Origin of the sequence: Eubacterium album (assembly GCF_025336545.1) — a bacterium.
Classification (GTDB): Bacteria; Bacillota; Clostridia; order Lachnospirales; family Lachnospiraceae; genus Eubacterium_U; species Eubacterium_U album.
This window is the reverse complement of the sequence record NZ_JAODBU010000012.1, coordinates 24,776-46,742: the sequence shown is the minus strand read 5'-3', so window position 1 is coordinate 46,742 and position 21,967 is coordinate 24,776. Positions and strand designations below refer to the sequence as shown.

The 21,967-nt window shown below is 33.1% G+C and carries 16 protein-coding genes; 6 read left to right on the top strand and 10 right to left on the bottom strand.

All coding sequences use genetic code 11. From position 1 onward, the window contains the following. Position 1 precedes the first annotated feature (1 nt). The 6 genes from N5B56_RS11570 to N5B56_RS11545 all read right to left on the bottom strand — a co-directional run bounded on the left by N5B56_RS11570 (position 2) and on the right by N5B56_RS11545 (position 9,730). Positions 2-2,788 carry an AAA family ATPase gene (locus N5B56_RS11570; protein ID WP_260979017.1) on the bottom strand — a complete coding sequence of 929 codons (2,787 nt, stop codon included), beginning with the start codon at positions 2,786-2,788 and terminating at the stop codon, positions 2-4. Further along, on the bottom strand, positions 2,775-3,920 hold the full coding sequence (locus N5B56_RS11565) for an exonuclease SbcCD subunit D (protein WP_022088917.1): 1,146 nt from the start codon (positions 3,918-3,920) through the stop codon (positions 2,775-2,777). The genes N5B56_RS11570 and N5B56_RS11565 overlap by 14 nt, the downstream gene beginning before the upstream one ends. 111 nt (positions 3,921-4,031) lie before the next feature. After that, entirely contained in the window at positions 4,032-5,027 is a 996-nt protein-coding gene (gene argF, locus N5B56_RS11560) for an ornithine carbamoyltransferase (RefSeq protein ID WP_260979016.1), read from the bottom strand. A gap of 37 nt (positions 5,028-5,064) precedes the next feature. After that, entirely contained in the window at positions 5,065-6,060 is a 996-nt protein-coding gene (locus tag N5B56_RS11555; RefSeq protein WP_260979015.1) for a putative ABC transporter permease, read from the bottom strand. A 214-nt stretch (positions 6,061-6,274) separates the two neighbouring features. Beyond that, on the bottom strand, positions 6,275-7,405 hold the full coding sequence (locus N5B56_RS11550; protein WP_260979014.1) for a glycosyl hydrolase family 18 protein: 1,131 nt from the start codon (positions 7,403-7,405) through the stop codon (positions 6,275-6,277). A gap of 297 nt (positions 7,406-7,702) precedes the next feature. Next, positions 7,703-9,730, bottom strand: coding sequence for a sodium-translocating pyrophosphatase (locus tag N5B56_RS11545; protein ID WP_022088921.1), 2,028 nt, complete (start codon positions 9,728-9,730; stop codon positions 7,703-7,705). 526 nt (positions 9,731-10,256) lie between these two features. Here N5B56_RS11545 and N5B56_RS11540 point away from each other — a divergent pair. Beyond that, positions 10,257-10,706, top strand: a complete 450-nt coding sequence (locus N5B56_RS11540; protein ID WP_022088922.1) for an Lrp/AsnC family transcriptional regulator — start codon at positions 10,257-10,259, stop codon at positions 10,704-10,706. Between the two features lie 222 nt (positions 10,707-10,928). Here N5B56_RS11540 and N5B56_RS11535 read toward each other — a convergent pair whose 3' ends face one another. Together N5B56_RS11535 and N5B56_RS11530 are read right to left on the bottom strand one after the other, a co-directional pair. After that, complete coding sequence (locus tag N5B56_RS11535) at positions 10,929-12,215, bottom strand: glycosyltransferase (RefSeq protein WP_260979013.1); 1,287 nt, start codon at positions 12,213-12,215, stop codon at positions 10,929-10,931. A gap of 43 nt (positions 12,216-12,258) precedes the next feature. After that, entirely contained in the window at positions 12,259-13,395 is a 1,137-nt protein-coding gene (locus N5B56_RS11530; protein WP_022088924.1) for a hypothetical protein, read from the bottom strand. A gap of 654 nt (positions 13,396-14,049) precedes the next feature. Between N5B56_RS11530 and N5B56_RS11525 the strand changes: the two genes are divergently transcribed. From N5B56_RS11525 to rfbC, 5 genes are all read left to right on the top strand, one after another. Further along, positions 14,050-15,231 (top strand): MerR family transcriptional regulator, encoded by a 1,182-nt coding sequence (locus tag N5B56_RS11525; protein ID WP_022088925.1) that lies wholly within the window; start codon positions 14,050-14,052, stop codon positions 15,229-15,231. A 544-nt stretch (positions 15,232-15,775) separates the two neighbouring features. Next, entirely contained in the window at positions 15,776-16,672 is an 897-nt protein-coding gene (gene rfbA, locus N5B56_RS11520) for a glucose-1-phosphate thymidylyltransferase RfbA (RefSeq protein ID WP_118565716.1), read from the top strand. 110 nt (positions 16,673-16,782) lie between these two features. Next, positions 16,783-17,802, top strand: coding sequence for a dTDP-glucose 4,6-dehydratase (gene rfbB / locus N5B56_RS11515; protein WP_022088927.1), 1,020 nt, complete (start codon positions 16,783-16,785; stop codon positions 17,800-17,802). Positions 17,803-18,001: 199 nt separating this feature from the next. Continuing rightward, entirely contained in the window at positions 18,002-18,898 is an 897-nt protein-coding gene (gene rfbD, locus N5B56_RS11510) for a dTDP-4-dehydrorhamnose reductase (protein ID WP_260979012.1), read from the top strand. Positions 18,899-18,934: 36 nt separating this feature from the next. Beyond that, positions 18,935-19,543, top strand: a complete 609-nt coding sequence (rfbC, locus tag N5B56_RS11505) for a dTDP-4-dehydrorhamnose 3,5-epimerase (RefSeq protein WP_022088929.1) — start codon at positions 18,935-18,937, stop codon at positions 19,541-19,543. A 135-nt stretch (positions 19,544-19,678) separates the two neighbouring features. On the opposite strand, the gene N5B56_RS11500 is transcribed toward rfbC, so the two are convergent. Together N5B56_RS11500 and N5B56_RS11495 are read right to left on the bottom strand one after the other, a co-directional pair. Then, positions 19,679-20,071, bottom strand: coding sequence for an AAA family ATPase (locus tag N5B56_RS11500; RefSeq protein ID WP_260979011.1), 393 nt, complete (start codon positions 20,069-20,071; stop codon positions 19,679-19,681). Between the two features lie 92 nt (positions 20,072-20,163). After that, on the bottom strand, positions 20,164-21,588 hold the full coding sequence (locus N5B56_RS11495) for a nucleotidyltransferase domain-containing protein (RefSeq protein ID WP_260979010.1): 1,425 nt from the start codon (positions 21,586-21,588) through the stop codon (positions 20,164-20,166). Positions 21,589-21,967: the final 379 nt, after the last annotated feature.

Sequence of the window (21,967 nt, the reverse complement as noted above, 5' to 3'; positions counted from 1 at the left end):
TTTAATTTATTATTTCAAGTTTGCTTCCTTTCTCTTTGTCTTTCGTAACCACAATCTGCCTGTCAATTCTGGTCTTAAGTTCTGATACATGCGATATAATCCCTACAAGTCTTCCTACATCTGTAATCGAACTTAATGCCCTCATTGCACTTTCAAGCGATTCTCCATCCAATGATCCAAATCCCTCATCTACAAATAATGTATCAATCTTTATTCCTCCGGACTTAGCCTGGATTTCGTCAGACAAACCTAATGCCATCGACAAAGAAGCTTTAAATGATTCTCCACCTGAAAGAGTTTTTATATCCCTTTCACTTCCACTATAATAATCGATAACATTTAACTCTAATCCGCTCTTGCTTACCTTATTGTCAGCTTCACGCTTTCTCTTCAACTCATACTGACCTGAAGTCATATCCCTGAAATGGCTGTTTGCCTTGACTATAATTCTATCAAACATTTCCATTTGGACATAGGTTTCTAAAGTAATTCTTGACTTCGAAGAAAGAGTTCCATTGCATGTATCCGCCAGACTGCCAACAACCTGCAGCTTATCTTCTACTTCCACGGCTTCATCCATACACTTCTCAATTCTTTCATTTGCAAATTTATTCATATCCAGTCGTGAATGAACTTCTTTTTCACTCTTTCCAAGTTCCTTTTCCATACTTTGAAGCTGCTTCTTTTCTTCCTTTAATTCATCCAAATCTTCAACCTTTGAATTTTTAAATTGATTTTTCAAAGCCGCTATCGCATTTTCAAGCCCGGATTTTCTTTCCTTTGCTTCTTCATAGTTATCTCTTGCCTTTTCAAATAACTTAATAAGCCTGTTTCTTTTATCCTGCAAACTGCTGATATATTCCTCTGCTTCTTTCAGACTTGAGTATTTAAGTTTAGACTGAAGTTCTTCTATTCTGATATTTGCATTTGCAATATTAGTATTTTCTTCAATTATTTTATTTGAAATTTCCACAATTTCTGTTTTTTTACTTTCAAGTTCGTTCTTTAGTTTAGGCAAATTTTCTTCAATTGTTTTCTTCTCTTCTTTAAAATCTGACAATTCTTTAGCTTTAACATTTAAGTTCTTTATATCATCGTTTAACTTCTTTGTATTTTCTTCTAAAATATTAAAGCTATTCTCATCTATGCTTTCAGCAAATTCATTTGGATTTTCATTTACTACATCATCTATTCTTTCTTTCAACGAATCGATTTCTGTAATTTTCGCCCTCAAATTACCTGAAATTTCACTTCTTTTCTCTTCCTTTTTCTGTCTAAGATTTTTAGCATTTTTCAAATCTTTCTCAGACGGAATTTCATCTTTAACCTCAGTTATATGAGGATGACTTGTCGAACCACAAACAGGACAAGGTTCTCCCTCTTTCAGATTTTGTCCAAGCATACCAGCCTGCGCATCCATGTACTTAGCCATAAGACTTTCATAATTTTGTGATGCGTTATTATACTCATTAACGCTTTCCACATATTTTTCCTTTAAAGACTTATGCTCATCTTTGACTTCAACATATTTTTTAAACAATTTTTTCAAATTAGAATAAAGATTTATCTTATCCTCAACACTCTTAATGCTGCTCTGGCATTTTTCAAATTCAACTTCGCAGCCTTTTATTTCTTCAAGCCTTTTTTCAGAAATCAAAATACTATTTTCATTATTTTCTACATCGTCTTTAATTTTAGTTTCTTTATTTGTTAATTTTATCAAATTTACCTGTCTGTTATGTAAACTTTCAAGTTCTTTAGTAAGTTCATTGTAGCTTTCAAGTTTTTGTTTTTCTATCTCGATTTCAGTTGCAAGCTTTTCGCGTTCACTTTCCGTCTCTTTTTGCAAATTATAATCTTCTAAGAGCTTCGGCATAACTTCTAATACTTTAGCAAGTTCATTTTCATTATTTTCAATGTTTTTCATACCTGCCAAAACATTTTCTGTTTTACCAATTGTCTCATTAATTTTTTCAAGATTCTTATTAACTTCTTTTTTATTTTTTTCTAAAGTTTTTAACAAATCTTTGTCTTTATTAATAAGTTCTAAAATAAAATTATTAATATCTTCTGTCTTCCAAAATGTGTTGTCATCAATAATCTGTTTTAATTTTTCTTTATCATTTTCATCATTGCCACACTGAACACTTGCAATGTAATTTTTGATTGACTTCTCAATATCCTGATACTTAAACTTAAGTTCATTCTTTTTTCTTTTTAATTTTTCCTGTAAATCAAGATATTCATTTGTATTAAATATCTTTCTTAAAATTTTACTACGTTCATCAGTTCCCGTAAGCAGAACTTTCATAAAATCTCCCTGTGCAATCATGGCAATCTGAGAGAATTGTCCTCTATCTAGTCCTATAATTTCTGTAACTGCATCATTTACATTCTTTTTATTTATAATTGGTTCTCTGTCCTTAGTAAGAAAATATAATTCTGCCTCTTCCTTCTGTACAACCAGTTTGTCCCCACGTTTTGCTTTACGCATATATTCAGGAATTCTTCTGATTTTATATTTTTCATCTCTATATTCAAATTCTAATTCAACATAGCTTTCCGTTTCATCATCAGCATATTTGCTTCTAAGAGATTTCACTTCTCTTACCTGTCCGCTTGCCTCTCCATAAAGAGCATATGAAATTGCATCAAATATAGTCGTCTTTCCGGCTCCTGTATCACCTGTAATCAAATACAATCCGCTTTCACCTAATAATGTAAAATCAACTACGGTTTTGTCTGCATAAGGTCCAAAACCACACATAACTAATTTAATTGGTCTCATGGCTTTCCTCCCTTGCTTCTCCTAAAATTTCCAACAGGTAATTCCTTTGCTTTTCTGACATTTTCCGTCCATTCTGTTTTTCAAAAAATTCCTCAAAATAATCCAATGGAGATTTAGTCTCTCCTGTTTCAACATTATCAACAACAGAATATGAACGTGTTCGCGTATTGTCATATTCCATGCTCATCAGATTTGGATAAATGCTTTTTAATTTTCCTATTGCATTCAAAATATCATCTTCATCTGTAAGCACTGCTCTGTAATAGTCTTCTTTTTTTAATTCTTTGTAAAACTCTTCACTTGTTATTTTGCTGAACTTTCCTTTAATTGTCTTTAAATCATGTAACGGCTTTACGGGAATTTCTTTAATTTCTATATTTCCTTTTTCTTTTAAATCAACAATCGTCATTGACTTATTATGTTTTTCTTCTGAGAATGAATACTTAAGCAATGTTCCTGCATAACGTGCACTTTCCCTGCCCATTTGCTGAGCTCTATGAATGTGTCCTAACGCAACATAATCAAATGCTTCATAATTTTCAACGCTAACATTATCAAGTCCGCCAACTGAAACTTCTTCTGATTCGCTTCTCAACGCACCTGTAACAAACTGGTGTGACACAATCACATTTCTCTTTGTTTTATCAATTTTTTCCTGACTTAGAACGTACTCTAATGCGTCATCATAGTCTTTAATTTCAGCCTCTTTATAAATATTTTTTACCGTTGCCGGCTTTATGAATGGCAATAAATAAACATTTATTTTGCCATAGTCATCTTCTAATTCTATTTTTTGTAAATTGCCATTATACACTCTCGACATATAAACCTTTGCCGCAGACAGTATATCTGAACCAAATCCTATTCTCTCAGCACTGTCATGATTTCCGCTTATTACAAAAATCGGCAAATTGATAGACACGAGTCTTGTCAACATTTCGTCAAATAACTTAACTGCCTCCGCAGACGGAACCGGCTTATCGTAAATATCCCCCGCCATAATAATTCCATCTATCTTTTCATTTTCTATTACATTATAAACCTGTTCAAAAACAAATTTTTGATCCTCTATCATGGAAAATCCATTTACTCTTTTCCCAATATGCAAATCCGCAAGATGTAAAAATCTCATTCACTTCTCCATTCCTATTGATAAACAACTCGAGCAGGTTATCCCACTCGAGTTGTTACATTTGCCATAATTGTGCTGTTAAATTTTTATATTTTTTCAGGCACATTATTACTAAAATTCTGCACCAAGTGTAGCAGCCATTACAGCCTTTATTGTATGCATTCTGTTTTCAGCTTCATCAAATACTACTGAATGTTCTGATTCAAATACTTCATCTGTAACTTCCATTTCCGTAAGTCCGAATTTTTCATAAATCTGTTTGCCAATCTTTGTATCTAAATCATGGAAAGCCGGAAGGCAATGCATAAATACAACATCCTTATCAGCATTGTTAATTAAATCCATTGTCACTCTGTATGGAAGTAAGTCATTGATACGTTCTTCCCATACTTCATCAGGTTCGCCCATTGAAACCCATACATCAGTATAGATTGCATTTGCATCCTTAGTTGCAACCATAGGGTCTTCAATAAATTCCAAAATTGCTCCTGTTTCTTTAGCAACTGCCTGACATTCATCAATAAGTTCTTTAGCCGGCCAATATTTTTTAGGTGCACATGCTACAAAATGCATTCCCATTTTTGCGCATCCGACCATGAGCGAATTTCCCATGTTATAACGTGCATCGCCCATGTATACAAATTTAAGTCCTTCTAATTTTCCAAACTTTTCCTTTAATGTAAGAAAGTCTGCTAAAATCTGTGTTGGATGAAATTCGTTTGTAAGTCCATTCCATACAGGTACTCCTGCATATTCTGACAACTGTTCAACTATTTCCTGTTCAAATCCTCTATATTCGATACCATCAAACATTCTTCCTAATACTCTTGCAGTATCTTTAATGCTTTCTTTCTTACCAATCTGTGAACCTGTTGGGTCTAAATATGTAACTCCCATTCCTAAATCATGAGCTGCAACTTCAAAAGAGCATCTTGTTCTTGTACTTGTTTTTTCAAATATAATTGCTATATTCTTTCCTTTTAATACATCAACGAGCTCTCCGCCTTTCTTTTTTGCCTTTAACTGCGCTGCCAAATCAATAAATTCCCCAATCTGTTTTGGTGTAAAATCCAATAATTTTAAAAATGACTGTCCTTTAATGTTCATGTTCTCCTCCTAATGTTATGTCTTTGTATTATTTTTATTATTTTTTACTAAGCTTATTTCCAAAATCAGTAAGTCTTTCTCTGACACTAACTGTCGAGCCGCTAACTCTAAGTTTTGGAAACGCTTTAACCTGTCTTTTTCCTAATTTCTGTGCTTTAAGAAGCATAGCTGCATATTTAGCTTCCATTTCTAATTTCTGTATCTTTAATTCAACAATGCTTGTCTCATATGCACTCGCAATTTTCTCACGGCTGTTAACTGTTGCTTCTGCGATTTTTTCACGACTACTTGCTGTTGCTTCTGCAATCTTTTCACGACTACTTGCTGTTGCTTCTGCAATCTTTTCCTTACTATTAGCTGTTGCTTCTGCAATCTTCACGCGGCTTTCAGCCGTCGCTTCTGCAAGTTTTTCCTTGCCTTCTTCTGTTTTTTCAGAAACAGTAATTGCTGAATTTCCAACCACATCTTTAAGCTGATCTCCAATATCTTTAAGGCCGTCAGCAATTTTTTCAAGCTGTCCAAGACTCTTCTTAAATCCTACAATTTCCTTAACAGTTACAATTATATCAATAATAAATGCTATCGCAAATATTACTAACAAAGCATATATTACCATAAGCGGAATCTTACTTACCACACCATAAATCATTGGATGAATCATGTTAACCATAATCATACTTCCAAGACCCCACTTTATACTAAACTCCAGGCAAATATAACCACCTATATTAAATCTATTTTCTGAATAATCCCACCATCTCATACGGAATATTTTATCCAAAATCCAACCGGTAAATAATTCTAGCACTGAACAAATTACCACACCACCTATAAATAACACAATTGCATTATCCTTAAGTGGTTCTAGTGCATATAGGATTCCAACCATCCCAACTCCATAAATCGGGCAAACAGGTCCATTCAAAAATCCTCTGTTTACTACTTTTCCCCTTGTAATTGCAACAAACGAAACTTCAACGCACCATCCAAGAAAAGCATAAATAAAAAAGAATACCAGACAATTAATAAACACATTCATCTCTTTAAACTGTATTTCCTTTCCGCTTAATTATTAAAAAATACCATTCCTTATATTAAACAACTATTTTTTTGCCTGCATTAAATAAGGAATCATCTGCCCTATTACTTAATCTCATTTTTAAGAGCATAATAATTTTCACTAATAAAAAAGATTATACTACGTATTAATATCTGTAGCAAACAAAAAAAGACTACTATTTTAGTTTTTATTTTACCTCAAACTTACTTTCAACAAGCAGCCAGTTTGCTCTAAACAATCTCATTATCTGCCAATAAGCTGCCCCCCTAAGATTGTATTCATCAATTAAATTTAATTTTGCATTTATGCTCCTTACATCTTCAAACCATACCTCATGTATTTCATTTCCGATTGTGTAATTAAAAAATGGAGTTTGTGCCACATCATCATATTGTACTGTAGCGCCATTATTAATTGCTAGTTGAATTGCCTCAACATTTCCAATTGTCTTAGCTTTAGTCACACCTTTTTCATATGGCAAAGTCCAATCATAGCCGTAGTTTGGTATTCCCATATCGATTTTTGCCTCAGGAATTTGTGAAAGTGCATATTCAATTACCTGTCTGACTTTATTAATTGGCGCCACCGCCATTGGTGAACTATAAGTATAACCCCATTCGTATGTCATCAAAAGGACTGAATTTGCGGCAGCACCAAGTCCACCATAATCTTTTCCTTCATATAGCAAACCTTTCTGGTCAGATGACGTCTTTGGTGCAAGTGCCACTGACACCCAAATTCCATACTCATTCATTCGTCTTGTACATTCTGCAACAAAACTTGTGAAGGCATCTCTGTCTTCTTTATAAATATATTCAAAATCTATATCAAGCCCTGCAAAGCCCTTTTCATTCATTAAATAAATCAAATTGCCTATCAGGTTTTCAATTGCCTGCTCATTATTAACTAGAGCTGTAATCAAATTATTGCTAAATACTCCATTTTCATCAAATGGAGTAAGCGTAAGTACAGGCTTGGTATCATTTTCATAGGCTTCATTTATCATCCACTGGTCATCTAAAGCCGGAGACACAACTTCCCCTTCCTTAGTAAATCCATACGAAAAAATATATAATCCTGACAAATACGGCAAAGTTACTCTCAACACATAATTACTTATAAAAGGATACGCATAGCCATTTATTACTCTTCTTGTTCTATACTGATTTGGTCGAAATTCAACTAAAAGAGCCTGCCCAACTGCTAATTTATACGGATAAATAAGCTGATTTGCAAATATTATTTCTTCTACCGGTGTTCCAAATTTATTTGCAATGCTATCAACTGTATCCAGTGGTTCCACAACATATATCTGCATACGGTACCTCTTTCTAAATTCCACTTATACTAATTTATGTTGTTTAGTATATTTGTGTCACTTTCTACAAGGTGCAAACTGCCATTTAATTTTCTATATATTAGGTATCAACTTTTAGGAGAAATGGATATTTTATTTTGTTTCACATGTCTAAGCCCTAAAAAACAGAGGATGCGAAGTTATAAACTCGCATCCTCTGTTTTTTCGTAATACTAAAGTTATAAGATTTTCCCTATAGGAAATAATGTATTGTTAAAACTAATAATAGTTTGTAACCATATTTTAATTTTATTGTCTTTAGAATAAAATTCCGCCGTACTGAGCAATTACTGCTGCAAATACAAGTGAAACAATTGTCATTAATTTGATTAAGATATTGATTGATGGTCCTGATGTATCCTTGAACGGATCACCTACTGTATCACCAACAACTGCTGCCTTATGAGCATCGCTTCCTTTTCCGCCTGCGAAACCACCTTCGATATACTTCTTAGCGTTATCCCAAGCACCACCTGCGTTTGCCATGAAGATAGCCATCATAACACCACTTACAAGTGCACCTGCAAGCATACCACCAAGAGCTTCTACGCCGAGTAAGAATCCGATTAATAATGGTGCTACTACTGCCATAACACCCGGAATAATCATTTCATGTAAAGCTGCCTGTGTTGAAATACCAACACATGTCTTATAGTCAGGTTTTTCTGTTCCTTTAAGGATTCCCGGTTTTTCTTTGAACTGACGACGAACTTCTTCAATCATCTTATTTGCTGCCTTACCAACTGAAGACATTGTTAAAGCTGAGAACATAAATGGAAGCATACCACCAATGAATAAACCTGCAACTACAGGAGCATCAAGGATGTTAATTCCTTCTTTTGTAATGCCTGCTGTTTCAGCAAATGAAACAAATAATGATAAAGCTGTAAGTGCTGCTGAACCAATGGCAAAACCTTTACCAATTGCTGCTGTTGTGTTACCAACTGCATCTAATTTATCTGTAATATCTCTAACGCTTTCATCAAGTTCTGACATTTCTGCAATACCACCTGCATTATCAGCAATTGGACCATAAGCATCAACTGCGATTGTCATACCTGTTGTTGAAAGCATACCAACTGCTGCAAGAGCGATACCATACATTCCAGCAAAATGGAAAGCAACTAAAATACCGATTGCAACGATGATGATAGGAATAAATGTTGATTTCATACCAACTGATAAACCGCTGATAATATTTGTTGCTGAACCTGTCTGAGAGCTTTCAGCGATTTCTTTAACACTCTTATATTTTTCTGAAGTATACATTTCTGTAACTTTACCAATAATAGTACCAACGATAAGACCTGAAATAATTGCGATAAATGCATCGAATCCACCGAAAAATACTTTGCTTAAAATTGCTGATGCAATAATAACTAAAACTGTAGCTGTATATTCGCCTGCATTTAAAGCCTTCTGAGGATCAGAACCTTCTTTACCTCTAACAAAGAAAGTTGCGATTACAGAAGCAAGAATACCGATTGCTGCAATAACAAGTGGGAAAAGAGCTGTCATAAATGATGTAGCATCTCCCAATGTTGTAACAATACCTAATGTAACTGCTGAAACTAAAGCACCAACATAACTTTCAAATAAGTCAGCACCCATACCTGCAACGTCACCTACATTGTCACCTACGTTATCAGCGATAACTGCCGGGTTTCTTGGATCATCTTCAGGAATACCAGCTTCAACTTTACCAACAAGGTCAGCACCAACGTCTGCTGCCTTTGTATAGATACCACCACCAACTCTTGCAAAAAGAGCAATTGATGAAGCACCTAAACTAAATCCTGTAAGTATACTAACTGAATTAGAAGTAATTCCTGTTGTAGCATTAAGCACAATGAAAATAACGCTAAGTCCAACAATACCAAGACCTACAACGCAAAGACCCATAACTGCACCACCTGAGAATGCAATTGAAAGAGCCTTATTCATACCACTTTCCTTAGCTGCATTTGCAGTTCTAACATTTGCCTTAGTAGCAACTGTCATTCCAAAATAACCTGCTAAAGTTGAGAAAGCTGCTCCAACTAAGAAACAAACGGCTGTAAGCCAGCTAACTCCAAATCCAATAACTATAAAAAGCACTGCCGCAAAAATAACTAAAACCTTATATTCTGAATATAAAAATGCTTTAGCACCTTCTGCAATGGCGTCTGAAATTTCTACCATTCTTTCATTTCCAGGTTTAGCTTTTCCAATAACCACTGCTTTGTATGCTGCAAAAATTAAAGCAATAACACCTGCTATCGGAGCTAAATAAACCAAATTCTCCATTTCAAATTTCCTCCTGTTTTCAATTTTTCTTTTAATAATTTTGAGGCTAATAAAGTTTATCATTTCCAGCATTTAACAAAATTAACTATATCGTATTTTTACTTGTTTTATTTAACTTATATACATTTTTTATTTAAGAAAATAAACTTTATTTCAAATCCCCATTAATATTTCAATAGATTATCATTTTATTTCAAACTTATCAAGTATTTTGTTAATTTTTTCACAATAAAATTTTCACTAATAAAAGTGCAAAAGTTTTTTTGAACGTTTTCTTTCTTAATTAAATATGTTTTATTTCCATCATAAATTTTTACTTAAAAAAGTTTTTTAATTTGTTTTATTTTAAGTTATTTTTTATTAGATCTTTTTTTATGAACTTTTTCTTCCTTTTTTCTTTATTTAGTAAATTTTCCTTTGTAATTTTTATAAAGTGTGTGTTATAATATCTGTGTTAAAATAAAGTTTAAACTTAACTTTATTAATAACAGGCTGAAAAATAATATGAAATTAAAGGAGAACTACTATGAGACATGAACTTGATCACATTGATGAACAAATTATCAGACTGCTTCACGAAAATGCCCGTACCCCCCTTAAGGCAATAGCCAGTCAGGTGTTTCTTTCATCCCCGGCAGTTTCTGCAAGAATTGAACGTCTTGAGAAAGCCGGAATTATAACAGGCTACAATGCAATAATCAATCCTGCTGAATTAGGATATCATATTAAGGCATTTATTAATTTGGAAGTAAAACCGGGACAGAAGAAAGACTTCTACCCATACATAAAGAGCTGTGATAACGTTATTGAATGTAATTGCGTAACAGGAGAATACGCAATGCTTATTGAAGTAATGTTTAAAAGCACTGAAGAACTTGACCATTTTATCGGCGAACTTCAGAAGTTTGGAAGCACAAAGACTCAGATTGTTTTCTCAACATCTGTACCTCACAGAGGAATTCCTCTTTCAGACTAATTTTTAATACTAATCGCTATAGAATGATAATATAAAAGCTTAGATGCTTTAGATTTTTTAATAGTAATATGAGATTTAGTTATTATGAATCTCCAAAAAATACGGCTGAATTTTATTTTGAAATTCAGCCGTATTTTTTAATTACATTTCAGAAATCCTGCTTTAGTCTCGAATTACAGAGATCCTATTCTAATCACACATTTCAGAAATCCCACTTTAGTCTCATAGTTCATAAATTCTATTTATCTTCTTTAGATTATCAATAATATCATATCCATTTCTTAAAATTATATTGCAATTATGCTCTGATAGATGCCTACGGCTTTCTATCTGATTATTTGTGCTTATAATTCTTTTATCTTCATTAAATATAAAATTCATAATCTCACACGCCCATGCACGTGCCGGTTTTTTTAATGATAAAAAATGCACTGTATCCGTAACATTAATCTTTTCACTTAAAACATCTGATGCAAATATTTTAGCGCCACTTGCCTGTGCCGCCAAAAGTGCTGTTGACAATGCTGTCTTTTTCCATGGAGCCAGAATAATATCTGATGCCGATAAAGCTTTATCAAGGTTTTCCATAGATCCAAGAAAATACAACCTTTCTTCAAATCCATATCTCGAAGCATACTTTTTAAAGAATTTGATTTCATTTATTTCCTTCTTATTATCTTCATTACCTATAAATAAAAGACATGCATTTTTAACTTCTCTTAATTCACGAAATATTTCTATAGAAAATTTCTGATTAAATTGGTCACTTATATTTCCAATATGCAAAAAAACAATCTGGTTGTCATCTATTCCAAGAGAACTTCTAAACTCTTTTGCAGTATCTAAATTAAACTCATATTCAATTACATCAACTGCCTTATTCACAGAAACAATTTCCTCTTTATTTTCATTCGGCACCATTATGCCTTCATTACCTTCATCGATTTCATTTGTCACTGCTGCATTTGTGTTAACATGGTCTACTCCGGATATTTCCCGATTAACACTTTTACTTCCATTATTATACAAATTAATTTCATTCGTATCAGCATTCTTTTTACCGGATGCAGCTGTATTATCCGATTGATTGTTATTTCCTGTTGTGACTATGTGTGTGATTTCATCATTTTTATTATTTTTTCTATTATGAGCGACGTCATTTTCACTACAGTTAATAATTCTTACCGGTATTTCATTTTCTTTTGCCACAGCTAAAGCGACCATTCCATTTTTCAAAAAAGAATGTACAACATCGTATTTATTTCTTTTCTGAATGAATTCTGCAAATTTAGTTTTAAATTTTCTATCGGAAGTACTCGCACATAAGCAGAATACATTGCATCCTTCATTGCTAAACTGCTTCTCCATACTTCCTAATTGATTTGCTGCAACTAATATATCAAAATGAAATTTATTCCTATCCATATTTTTGACATAACTTAATACAGTGGAATTTAGGGCACAAAATTCCATCCTATCTAATAATAGTAAAATATTCTTATCTCCCATTATTTTCTCCTTTTCATAATTTGTAATTAATTTTTCAACCCAATTAGTCTAATCTACTATTTAAATAAGAAACAATTGCTATCCAATCTAAATATTTGTATGCATAAATGCTAAACTTTTCTGCCGCATTTGTACTATAAGAACTGATTATGCCAATCAAATAACATAAATACACAAAATCAGTATCTTTATCTATGTACTGTGACAATAATTTTTTATATTTGTCATACACGGCAATCGTCTTGTCGCCATCATTCTGCAAACCGTATAAAGACATTTTGGTTAAATAATGAAATGCATCTACGTATTCAGGCATCTCATAATGCGCATACTCAAAGTCATACATGCACACTTCTTTTTTGCTATTATAATAAATGTTCCAAGGCGAAAAATCACCGTGACTAACCGCATAATAATCCTCTGTTTCTTTAAGCTGGTTTTCTATAATTCTAATTGAATGCTGTAATATCATTCCCTCATTTTTAGGGAACTTTATCTTTATTTCGGATTTTAATTTCTGAATTAATCTATATAAATCTGTCTCCTCATATTTACATAATATCTTTGTTTTGTCCATAATGTCTTTAAGACACTTCATATGCCTATCATCAAATTCAAGTTTAACTTTTTCTGAAAGTTTCTTCTCGCTTTTTTGTGCAAAAATATGCAAATCCCCAATAATAGACGTATCTATTATTTCAGGAATGTTTGCTACTTCTTTTTCATGCAAAAAGTCAATCATATCTATCTCGTGCTTCATCACATTAATAACTTCAGAAGAATTAGAAATTCTCAAATAGCACAATATCTTCTCATTCGTAAAAATCTGTAGCGTAACTTTTTGGTTTAATTCAGATGAAATATCTCCCATATAAGCTGCTACATAATAATTTTCCGTTCCAACTAATCCGTCTATATATTCTTTTAACTGTGGCTGTAACAATAAGTTAACTGTCTCAACTCCCATTTTGCGAAGCGCAAATCCAACATCCTTTACCGTTAAAATTAAATCTCTTCTTTTCTGATCCTTCTTAGAATAAGGCTGACACATTTCAATCGCCAATTTCAATTTATCTGCCGGAAGAATCCATGTATTTTCGTTCTGATTAAAAACGAGGTACCTTCCACCTCCATCATCAGATGCAAATATACAATTTAATAATTGTTTATACCCGAACATCTCTACATCCCTCTTTTCAACAAATTTTCCGTAATTTTTCCCTGCATAATTGCCGTATTTGTTATTTTCATACTATCAGTCATAAATTTGTTACTTTATGCCATACTGCAAATCATAAAATTATTTTATTTGTCTTTCCTATAAATTTATATTTTAGTTTTTCATTTTGTTCTTAAATTCAAATTTAATATTACTTTAGTTTTCTTTTTAATCCTTTTTATTTTTTTAATCCGTTTCTAAATTTTTTCTATAATTTTATCTCATTTTGTAATCTGACCTAAATAATTCATTTGGTCGTTTTTATAATTTTATCCTTTCCTTAAATTTTATTTTTCCTATCTGTACTCTCAATACAGACTTAGAAAATTAACACGTTAAATAATACTTTAATTATACTATTTTAAAGGTATTATATCAAATATTAATAAGCACAATTTTTACGTTGCACCATTGTACAATATGGCCTTTTTTACTAATTAAATTTTGATGTGAATTTTGCTTTATAATGCTATGCAATATGTCGTTATACCAATTATATTTTGATGTGGATTTTGTTTTGTACTGCTGTGTAATATGGCGTTTTTTTACTAATTGTGTTACGATTACACAAGATTAAATTTTTGATAACACATATGGTAACGAGAGGATTTTGTTATGCAGAAAGATGATTTATATTCATCAGGGGAATTTGCCAAAATGGCACATGTTTCCGTGAGAACAATACGTTATTACGATAAACAGAATATTTTAAAACCAACTTATATAACTGATTACGGAGCAAGATTTTATTCTCATGAGGATTTGGTTAGATTACAGCAAATCCTTTTGCTCAAATACCTTGGTTTTTCTTTGGATGACATTAGAGAAATCACAATCGACGACAGTAATTCGCAAATGCTTCTCAATTCATTGAATATGCAGCTTAAACTTGTTCAGGATAGAATTGAGCAAATGCAAATGGTTGAAAAGGCGATTAAAGACACAACAGCCGCCTTAACAAAGGAACATCATGTTGACTGGAGCCAGATGTTAGAGCTTATTCATTTGACAAATGCAGAAAATTCCATAAAAACACAGTATCAGAATGCTTCTAATATTTCTGCCAGAATTAATTTGCATAATCTATACTCTCATAATGAGCAGCATTGGTTTAACTGGCTTTATGACAATTACGATATTCAACCGGGCATAAAGGTTTTGGAAATTGGTTGCGGAAGCGGAGCCCTTTGGACCCAAAACATGGACAAAGTGCCTGCTGACATTAACATTTATCTTTCTGATATTTCTCAGGGAATGATTCGTGATACCAGACGTGCCATCGGACTTGCTGACACACGATTTTCTTTTGGAACATTTGACTGCGAAAATATTCCATATAAAGATGAAGAATTTGACCTTGTAATTGCTAATCATGTGCTTTTCTACTGTGAAAATATTGATACTGCTCTCTCTGAAGTCAACAGAGTTCTAAAGAAAGGCGGTCGTTTCATATGTAGCACTTACGGAAATAAGCATATGTGTGAGATTGACAAACTTGTCAAATCTTTTGACAACCGTATAAATTTGTCATCAAATAAACTTTATGAAAAATTTGGTCTTGATAATGGTGAAGATTTTCTTAAACTTCATTTTAACTCTATTCAAATGAAGCCTTATGAAGATTACCTTGAGGTTGACCAGGCTGAGCCATTGATGGAATATATTTTGTCCTGTCACGGAAACCAGAATGAATATATTCTCAGCAAATATCAGGAATTCAAAGATTTTGTCGAGCAGAGAACAAAAACACCTTTCCATATCACTAAAGAAGCCGGAATATTTGTTTGCGTGAAATAAATGATGGCATTTAGCAAAAACAAAAATAAGTTAGTGTACAACTCTGTACCCTAAAGTTAACTTAAGGTTTTACAAGGGTACAACTTTGTACCCCTAAGCATAAAATTTCTTTTCCTTAATTATGAAATCTGATATAAGACTCAATAAAATGTAAAAGATAACTGTTACTTATGGTATAAGTGAACAATCTTAGCAAATAATAGCTTCAAGAATCTAAAATATCGCACCATATGTATCAAATTTGCATAAAATAGTGCAATTAAATATGAATTTTTTATTAAATTTCAAAAAAATTGAAAAAAATACTTGAAGGTGACGTTACGTCACCTTTTATTATATACTTAACATTTGAGTCAGACAGTTTTATTGCTTTCAAAGTAGAATGTTTTATGATATTTAAAATCGTGCGAACTAATATTGTTGAATTGATAAATTTTATCAACTAATATTGTTGCAAAAATCGTGCAACCGGATATTGCTACGATAATTTTATCATCATCAAATTCTACTTAAGCAAAATTTGATTAAACAAAGGAGATATACTATGAAAGGTATTATTTTAGCAGGTGGTTCAGGCACACGTCTTTACCCTCTCACAATGGTAACTTCTAAACAGTTACTTCCTATTTATGACAAACCTATGATTTATTATCCAATGTCAGTTTTAATGAATGCAGGCATTCGTGATATTTTAATCATTTCTACACCACAGGATACTCCTCGTTTCCAGGAATTACTTGGCGACGGACATCAGTTTGGTGTTAACCTTTCTTATAAGGTTCAGCCTAGCCCGGACGGACTTGCTCAGGCATTTGTAATCGGTGAAGAATTTATTGGTGATGATTGTGTTGCCATGGTTCTTGGTGATAACATTTTTGCAGGTCACGGACTTAAGAAGCGTTTAAAAGCTGCTGTTGAAAATGCAGAAAGTGGAAAAGGTGCAACAGTATTTGGTTACTATGTTGACGATCCTGAAAGATTTGGTATCGTAGAATTTGACAAAGAAGGTAAGGCTATTTCTATAGAAGAAAAGCCTGCACAGCCAAAGAGTAACTACTGCGTTACAGGTCTTTATTTCTATGATAATAAGGTTGTTGAATATGCTAAAAACCTTAAGCCAAGTGCTAGAGGTGAATTAGAAATCACTGATTTGAACAGAATCTACTTAGAAAACAACGAATTAAATGTTGAACTTTTAGGACAAGGATTCACTTGGTTAGATACAGGAACACATGAAAGTCTTGTTGAAGCAACTAACTTTGTTAAGACTGTTGAAACACATCAGCATAGAAAAATTGCATGTCTTGAAGAAATCGCTTACCTTAACGGATGGATTTCAAGAGAAGACGTTCTTAAAGTTTATGAAATATTAAAGAAAAATCAGTATGGCCAGTATTTAAAAGATGTACTTGATGAAAAATACATGGACGTACTTCACTAATTAAAACTTTGTTTTCTTTGAAAACTTAGTTTGATAAACAGGGTATTTCCCTAAGCAATAACATTCATGTTATTAGAAAAAGAAAATTTACACAATTAAGGAGAATTATTATGAACATTATCGTAACCGGCGGTGCCGGATTTATCGGAAGTAACTTTGTATTCCATATGTTAAACACATATCCGGACTACCGTATTATTTGTCTTGACTGCCTCACATACGCAGGAAATCTTTCAACACTTGCTCCAGTTATGGACAATCCAAATTTCCGTTTTGTAAAAGAAGACATCACAGATAGAGAAGCTGTATATAAATTATTTGAAGAAGAACATCCGGACATCGTTGTTAACTTTGCTGCAGAAAGCCATGTTGACCGTTCAATCGAAAACCCTGAAGTATTCTTAAACACAAATATTTTAGGAACTGCAGTTCTTATGGATGCTTGTAGAAAATACGGCATCAAGCGTTATCATCAGGTATCAACTGATGAAGTTTATGGTGATTTACCACTTGACAGACCTGACTTATTCTTCACTGAAGAAACACCAATTCACACAAGTAGCCCATACAGTTCATCAAAAGCTGCTGCTGACTTATTAGTATTAGCATATCACAGAACATATGGACTTCCTGTAACAATCAGCAGATGTTCAAATAACTACGGACCATATCATTTCCCAGAGAAATTGATTCCACTTATGATTGCTAATGCATTAAATGACAAACCACTTCCAGTATATGGCAAGGGCGAAAACGTTCGTGACTGGTTATATGTAGAAGATCACTGCCGTGCAATCGACTTAATTATCCACAAAGGTAGAGTTGGTGAAGTTTACAATGTTGGTGGTCACAATGAAATGACAAACATCGATATCGTTAAGATTATTTGTAAAGAATTAGGCAAACCAGAAAGCCTTATCACATATGTAGCTGATAGAAAGGGACACGATATGCGTTACGCTATCGACCCAACAAAGATTCACAACGAACTTGGATGGTTACCTGAAACAAAATTTGCTGATGGTATCAAGAAGACAATTCAGTGGTATCTTGACAACAAAGAATGGTGGGAAACTATCATTTCCGGAGAATATCAGAATTATTATGAAAAAATGTATGGCAACAGATAATATGTCTGCCTAAATGAAAATCCTGTTTTCTTCCCTGGAAACAGGATTTTTCATAATTCAATGGTATACACTAAAATATATGTAATTTTAAAATCACAAGATGCCCGGGGCAAAAGGTCTTTTACCCACTTATAAGCAAGCTTATGTGGTCTTAAACCTTTTACCACTGGCATAATTACAATATCAAAAAGGAGTAAATATGAAAGTTCTCGTAACAGGAGTTAAAGGTCAATTAGGATTTGACGTAGTAAATGAATTAAAAGAGAAAAATATTGAAGCAGTTGGTGTTGATATCGAAGAAATGGATATCACAGACAAGGCTTCTGTAGATAAAGTCATCAAAGAAGTTAATCCTGACGCAGTAATTCACTGTGCTGCATGGACAGCCGTTGACGCTGCTGAAGATGAAGATAAGCAGGAAAAAGTTAAACTTGTAAACGTAAACGGAACACAGAATATTGCTAACGTTTGTAAGGAACTTGATATAAAAATGATGTACATTTCAACTGATTATGTGTTTAACGGAGAAGGAACAGAACCTTGGCAGCCTGATTGCAAAGATTATGCACCTCAAAACGTTTACGGTCAGACAAAACTCGATGGTGAATTAGCTGTTGCAAATACATTAGACAAATATTTTATCGTAAGAATCGCATGGGTATTTGGTAAAAACGGAAATAACTTTATCAAGACAATGCTTAAAGTTGGCAAGAATCATGACCAGTTAAAGGTTGTTTCAGACCAGATTGGAACTCCAACTTACACTTTTGACCTTGCTAAATTATTAGTATCTATGATTGTAACTGACAAATATGGATACTATCACGCAACAAACGAAGGTGGTTACATCAGTTGGTGGGATTTCACAAAAGAAATTTTTAAGCAGGCTACTGAAATGGGTTATGACAGATACAGTGAAAAAAACATTACTGTTACACCTGTCACAACTGCTGAATACGGCGTTTCAAAAGCAAAACGTCCATTTAACAGCCGTCTCGACAAGAGCAAATTAGTTGAAAATGGATTCACTCCACTTCCAACATGGCAGGATGCTGTTAGCAGATATTTAAAAGAACTTGATATTGAAAGTTTGTAAAAATCAAAATATTTTATAAATAAGGAGTAAATAAAAATGGGACAGATTAAAGTTGAAAAAAATGCAGGTGGAATCAAAGGATTATGCGTTATCGAACCAACAGTACACGGTGATGCAAGAGGATATTTTATGGAAACATACAACCAGAAAGATATGCAGGAAGCCGGACTTGATATGGTATTTGTACAGGATAATCAGTCAAGTTCTACTAAGGGTGTTCTCCGTGGTCTTCATTTCCAAAAAGAATTTCCACAGGGCAAATTAGTTAGAGTTGTAAAGGGCAGCGTATTTGATGTAGCTGTTGACTTAAGAAGCGATTCAGAAACATACGGAAAATGGTTTGGTGTTGAACTTACTGAGGAAAACAAGAAACAGTTCTACATTCCAGAAGGATTTGCTCATGGTTTCTTAGTACTTTCAGACCTTGCTGAATTCTGCTACAAATGTACAGACTTCTATCATCCTGGTGATGAAGGCGGACTTGCTTGGAATGATCCTGAAATTGGAATTAAATGGCCACAGCTTGTTGGCGAATACAAAGGAACTGCAAGCGGCGAAGGCTATAAGTTAGAAGACGGAACAGCACTCAACCTTAGCGATAAAGATCAGTTATGGGTAGGCTTAAAGGATACTTTTAAGTTTTAATTAGATATGCACTCTTCAAGGTGTATGATTAAAGCAGGGCTGGCACAAGTGCCAGCCCTGCTTTGGTTTTTTATCATCTTCACCCTCTACATAATATTGGTATATTCCATTTTTTCTCATCCCGCACCACCCTAACTATAAATCAGCAATTTCATATATTCTATTTAATTCCGGAGCAGTACAAAACAAATCATTTTCAACAGCATTTTTCAGCGAATCTGTATTCCTTTTTAAATACTTAGACGCACTAATACATTTTATTGTTGTTTCATCATCTGACATATCCTTTTTCAAAAATGAATAGGCATGTTTTGGTAACTGCATATCTAAAATATCAGAATTGTGGGTTGTGAAAAACAACTGTTTTCTCCCTTTAAGCTTATCTATTATAATCGATAAACATGCCTTCTCAATGTCACTATTAACAAATGAAAATAACTCATCACAATAATATAAATCATGCATATTACATATAAGTGATGTTATTATATAAGATATTTCAAGTCCAGCTTTAGTCCCACTTGACATTACATTACTATTTTCAATTCTTCCATCTTTGATTATTACAGAACAATTCTCCCAGATAATTGCATATGTATTCTCAACTTCATTTACCTTTACTACTTCTTAAAAACTTCCCGAAGCTCACCCGCGACTTTCTTTCTTCGTGTAAATGGAATTTTGCCGATTCTATAAATGTACAAGAATGGGATTGCCCATTTATGCTTGTAAAAGAATGGGAAAAATTCCTCGATTGTATCCATTGAAGGGAAAAGTCTGCGGAATATGTATTTTACTTTATCGGATGCTTTCTTCTTCTCACCCTTAGTATACCCCATCTTGTGGGCCACACTATTTTCCAAATTTCCGTATGTTCCGGCGTCAAAAATATATGACAACATATCATGTTCTTTATCATCAAATGAATTCCACCACTTGTCTTGCTCTTTAGCATCAAATGAGCCACATAACTTGTCCTGTTTTTTAGCGTCAAATGACTCTCGCAACATATCCTGCTCTTTAGCATCAAATGAATCCTGCAACTCATCTGCTGCCGCATTGCCTTCTTTAGCATTCTCCCCAAACATTTTAAAGGCAAGACTTCTAAATGTCTGCTCAAAATCATAAGCATCAAGCTTCTTTAGCTGCTCCTCAATATAATCAAAATCAAGCTTATCCTGTAAATTATTAAGATACAAATAAACATCCAAAACAGTTCTTAAGCCCATGCCACTATTAAGAAAATGCTTATATGTGTGCACTATAAAATAAACATAAAAATCATTATCAGAAAAATAAAACTGATTTTTGCCATTTGCATCATTTATCAAAATTGACTTAACATCTTTATAATATTCATACCACTTAGGTCTTTCCTTTGAGCTGACCAACTGCCTGTGCATTTCAAAATTATAAGCAGGCGGTTTCAAATACTCGTCATGATATCCTTTGTTATAGTCGTCAGATTTATATCCTCTTGCTGTCATAAAATCATAGACTTCTTTAGAATATTTATTATCAAATAAAATATCATTGTCAGCCATTTCTCTAAGTTCCGGAGCAGGATAATACTTTCTTATAACCATTCCTTTAAGAAGCATGTACCAAATATTATTTTCCTCAAAAAAATCCTGAATTGCCTCACGCTCTACATCCATGAGAACGCTTTTGTAAATAAGCTGATTCTTCTCCTTTAACCAACATTTCCAAATATCACTATCAGACTCAAATCCCATCTTCTCCATAGCTTGTGCCATGAGCGAAACAAGATTATGTTTCTTTGCAATATAATAAAATCTTCCTATATTGTTAGCCTCCGAATTATTTTTCCCTGCATTATTCGTTGCCTGAGAATTTTCTTTATATGCCTTATTAGCCATCGAAGCTTCTTCCCCAGTATTCTCATTTTTTTCCTGAGAATTTTCTTCATCCGGCATATTCATAATTCTCTCATTAAGAAAATCTTTTTCAATTGTCTTATTATTTACAAAATTTCTAATAAGTTCTATTGCCGTATAATAAGTTCTTAAATTTATATTTACCATAACATTTTATCTCTTTCACAAATCTTTAAATCTTTGTTACAAGTATAACATATATTTTAAGCTATATTTAACATATCTTTCAAATCTTATTTGCTTGACTGAATATTAACTTATATCTTGAGAATATATTGAAGATAACTGCATATATTAATACATACAGAAAACAATTCGGATTCATTTTTGTCTTGTACGCAAGACAATTTTAACGTATTTATGTTCCTTCCGAAAAACTTGCAATCCAAGTAAGTTTGCAAGTTCTTGATATATAGACACACGCGAACGTGAAACCAGAGCTTTTACTAAACTTCAGGGATTTATCCCGAATTCAAAATGTCTTATCATTACAAATAGCGAGGAAGCAAATCTTGAATATAACGGA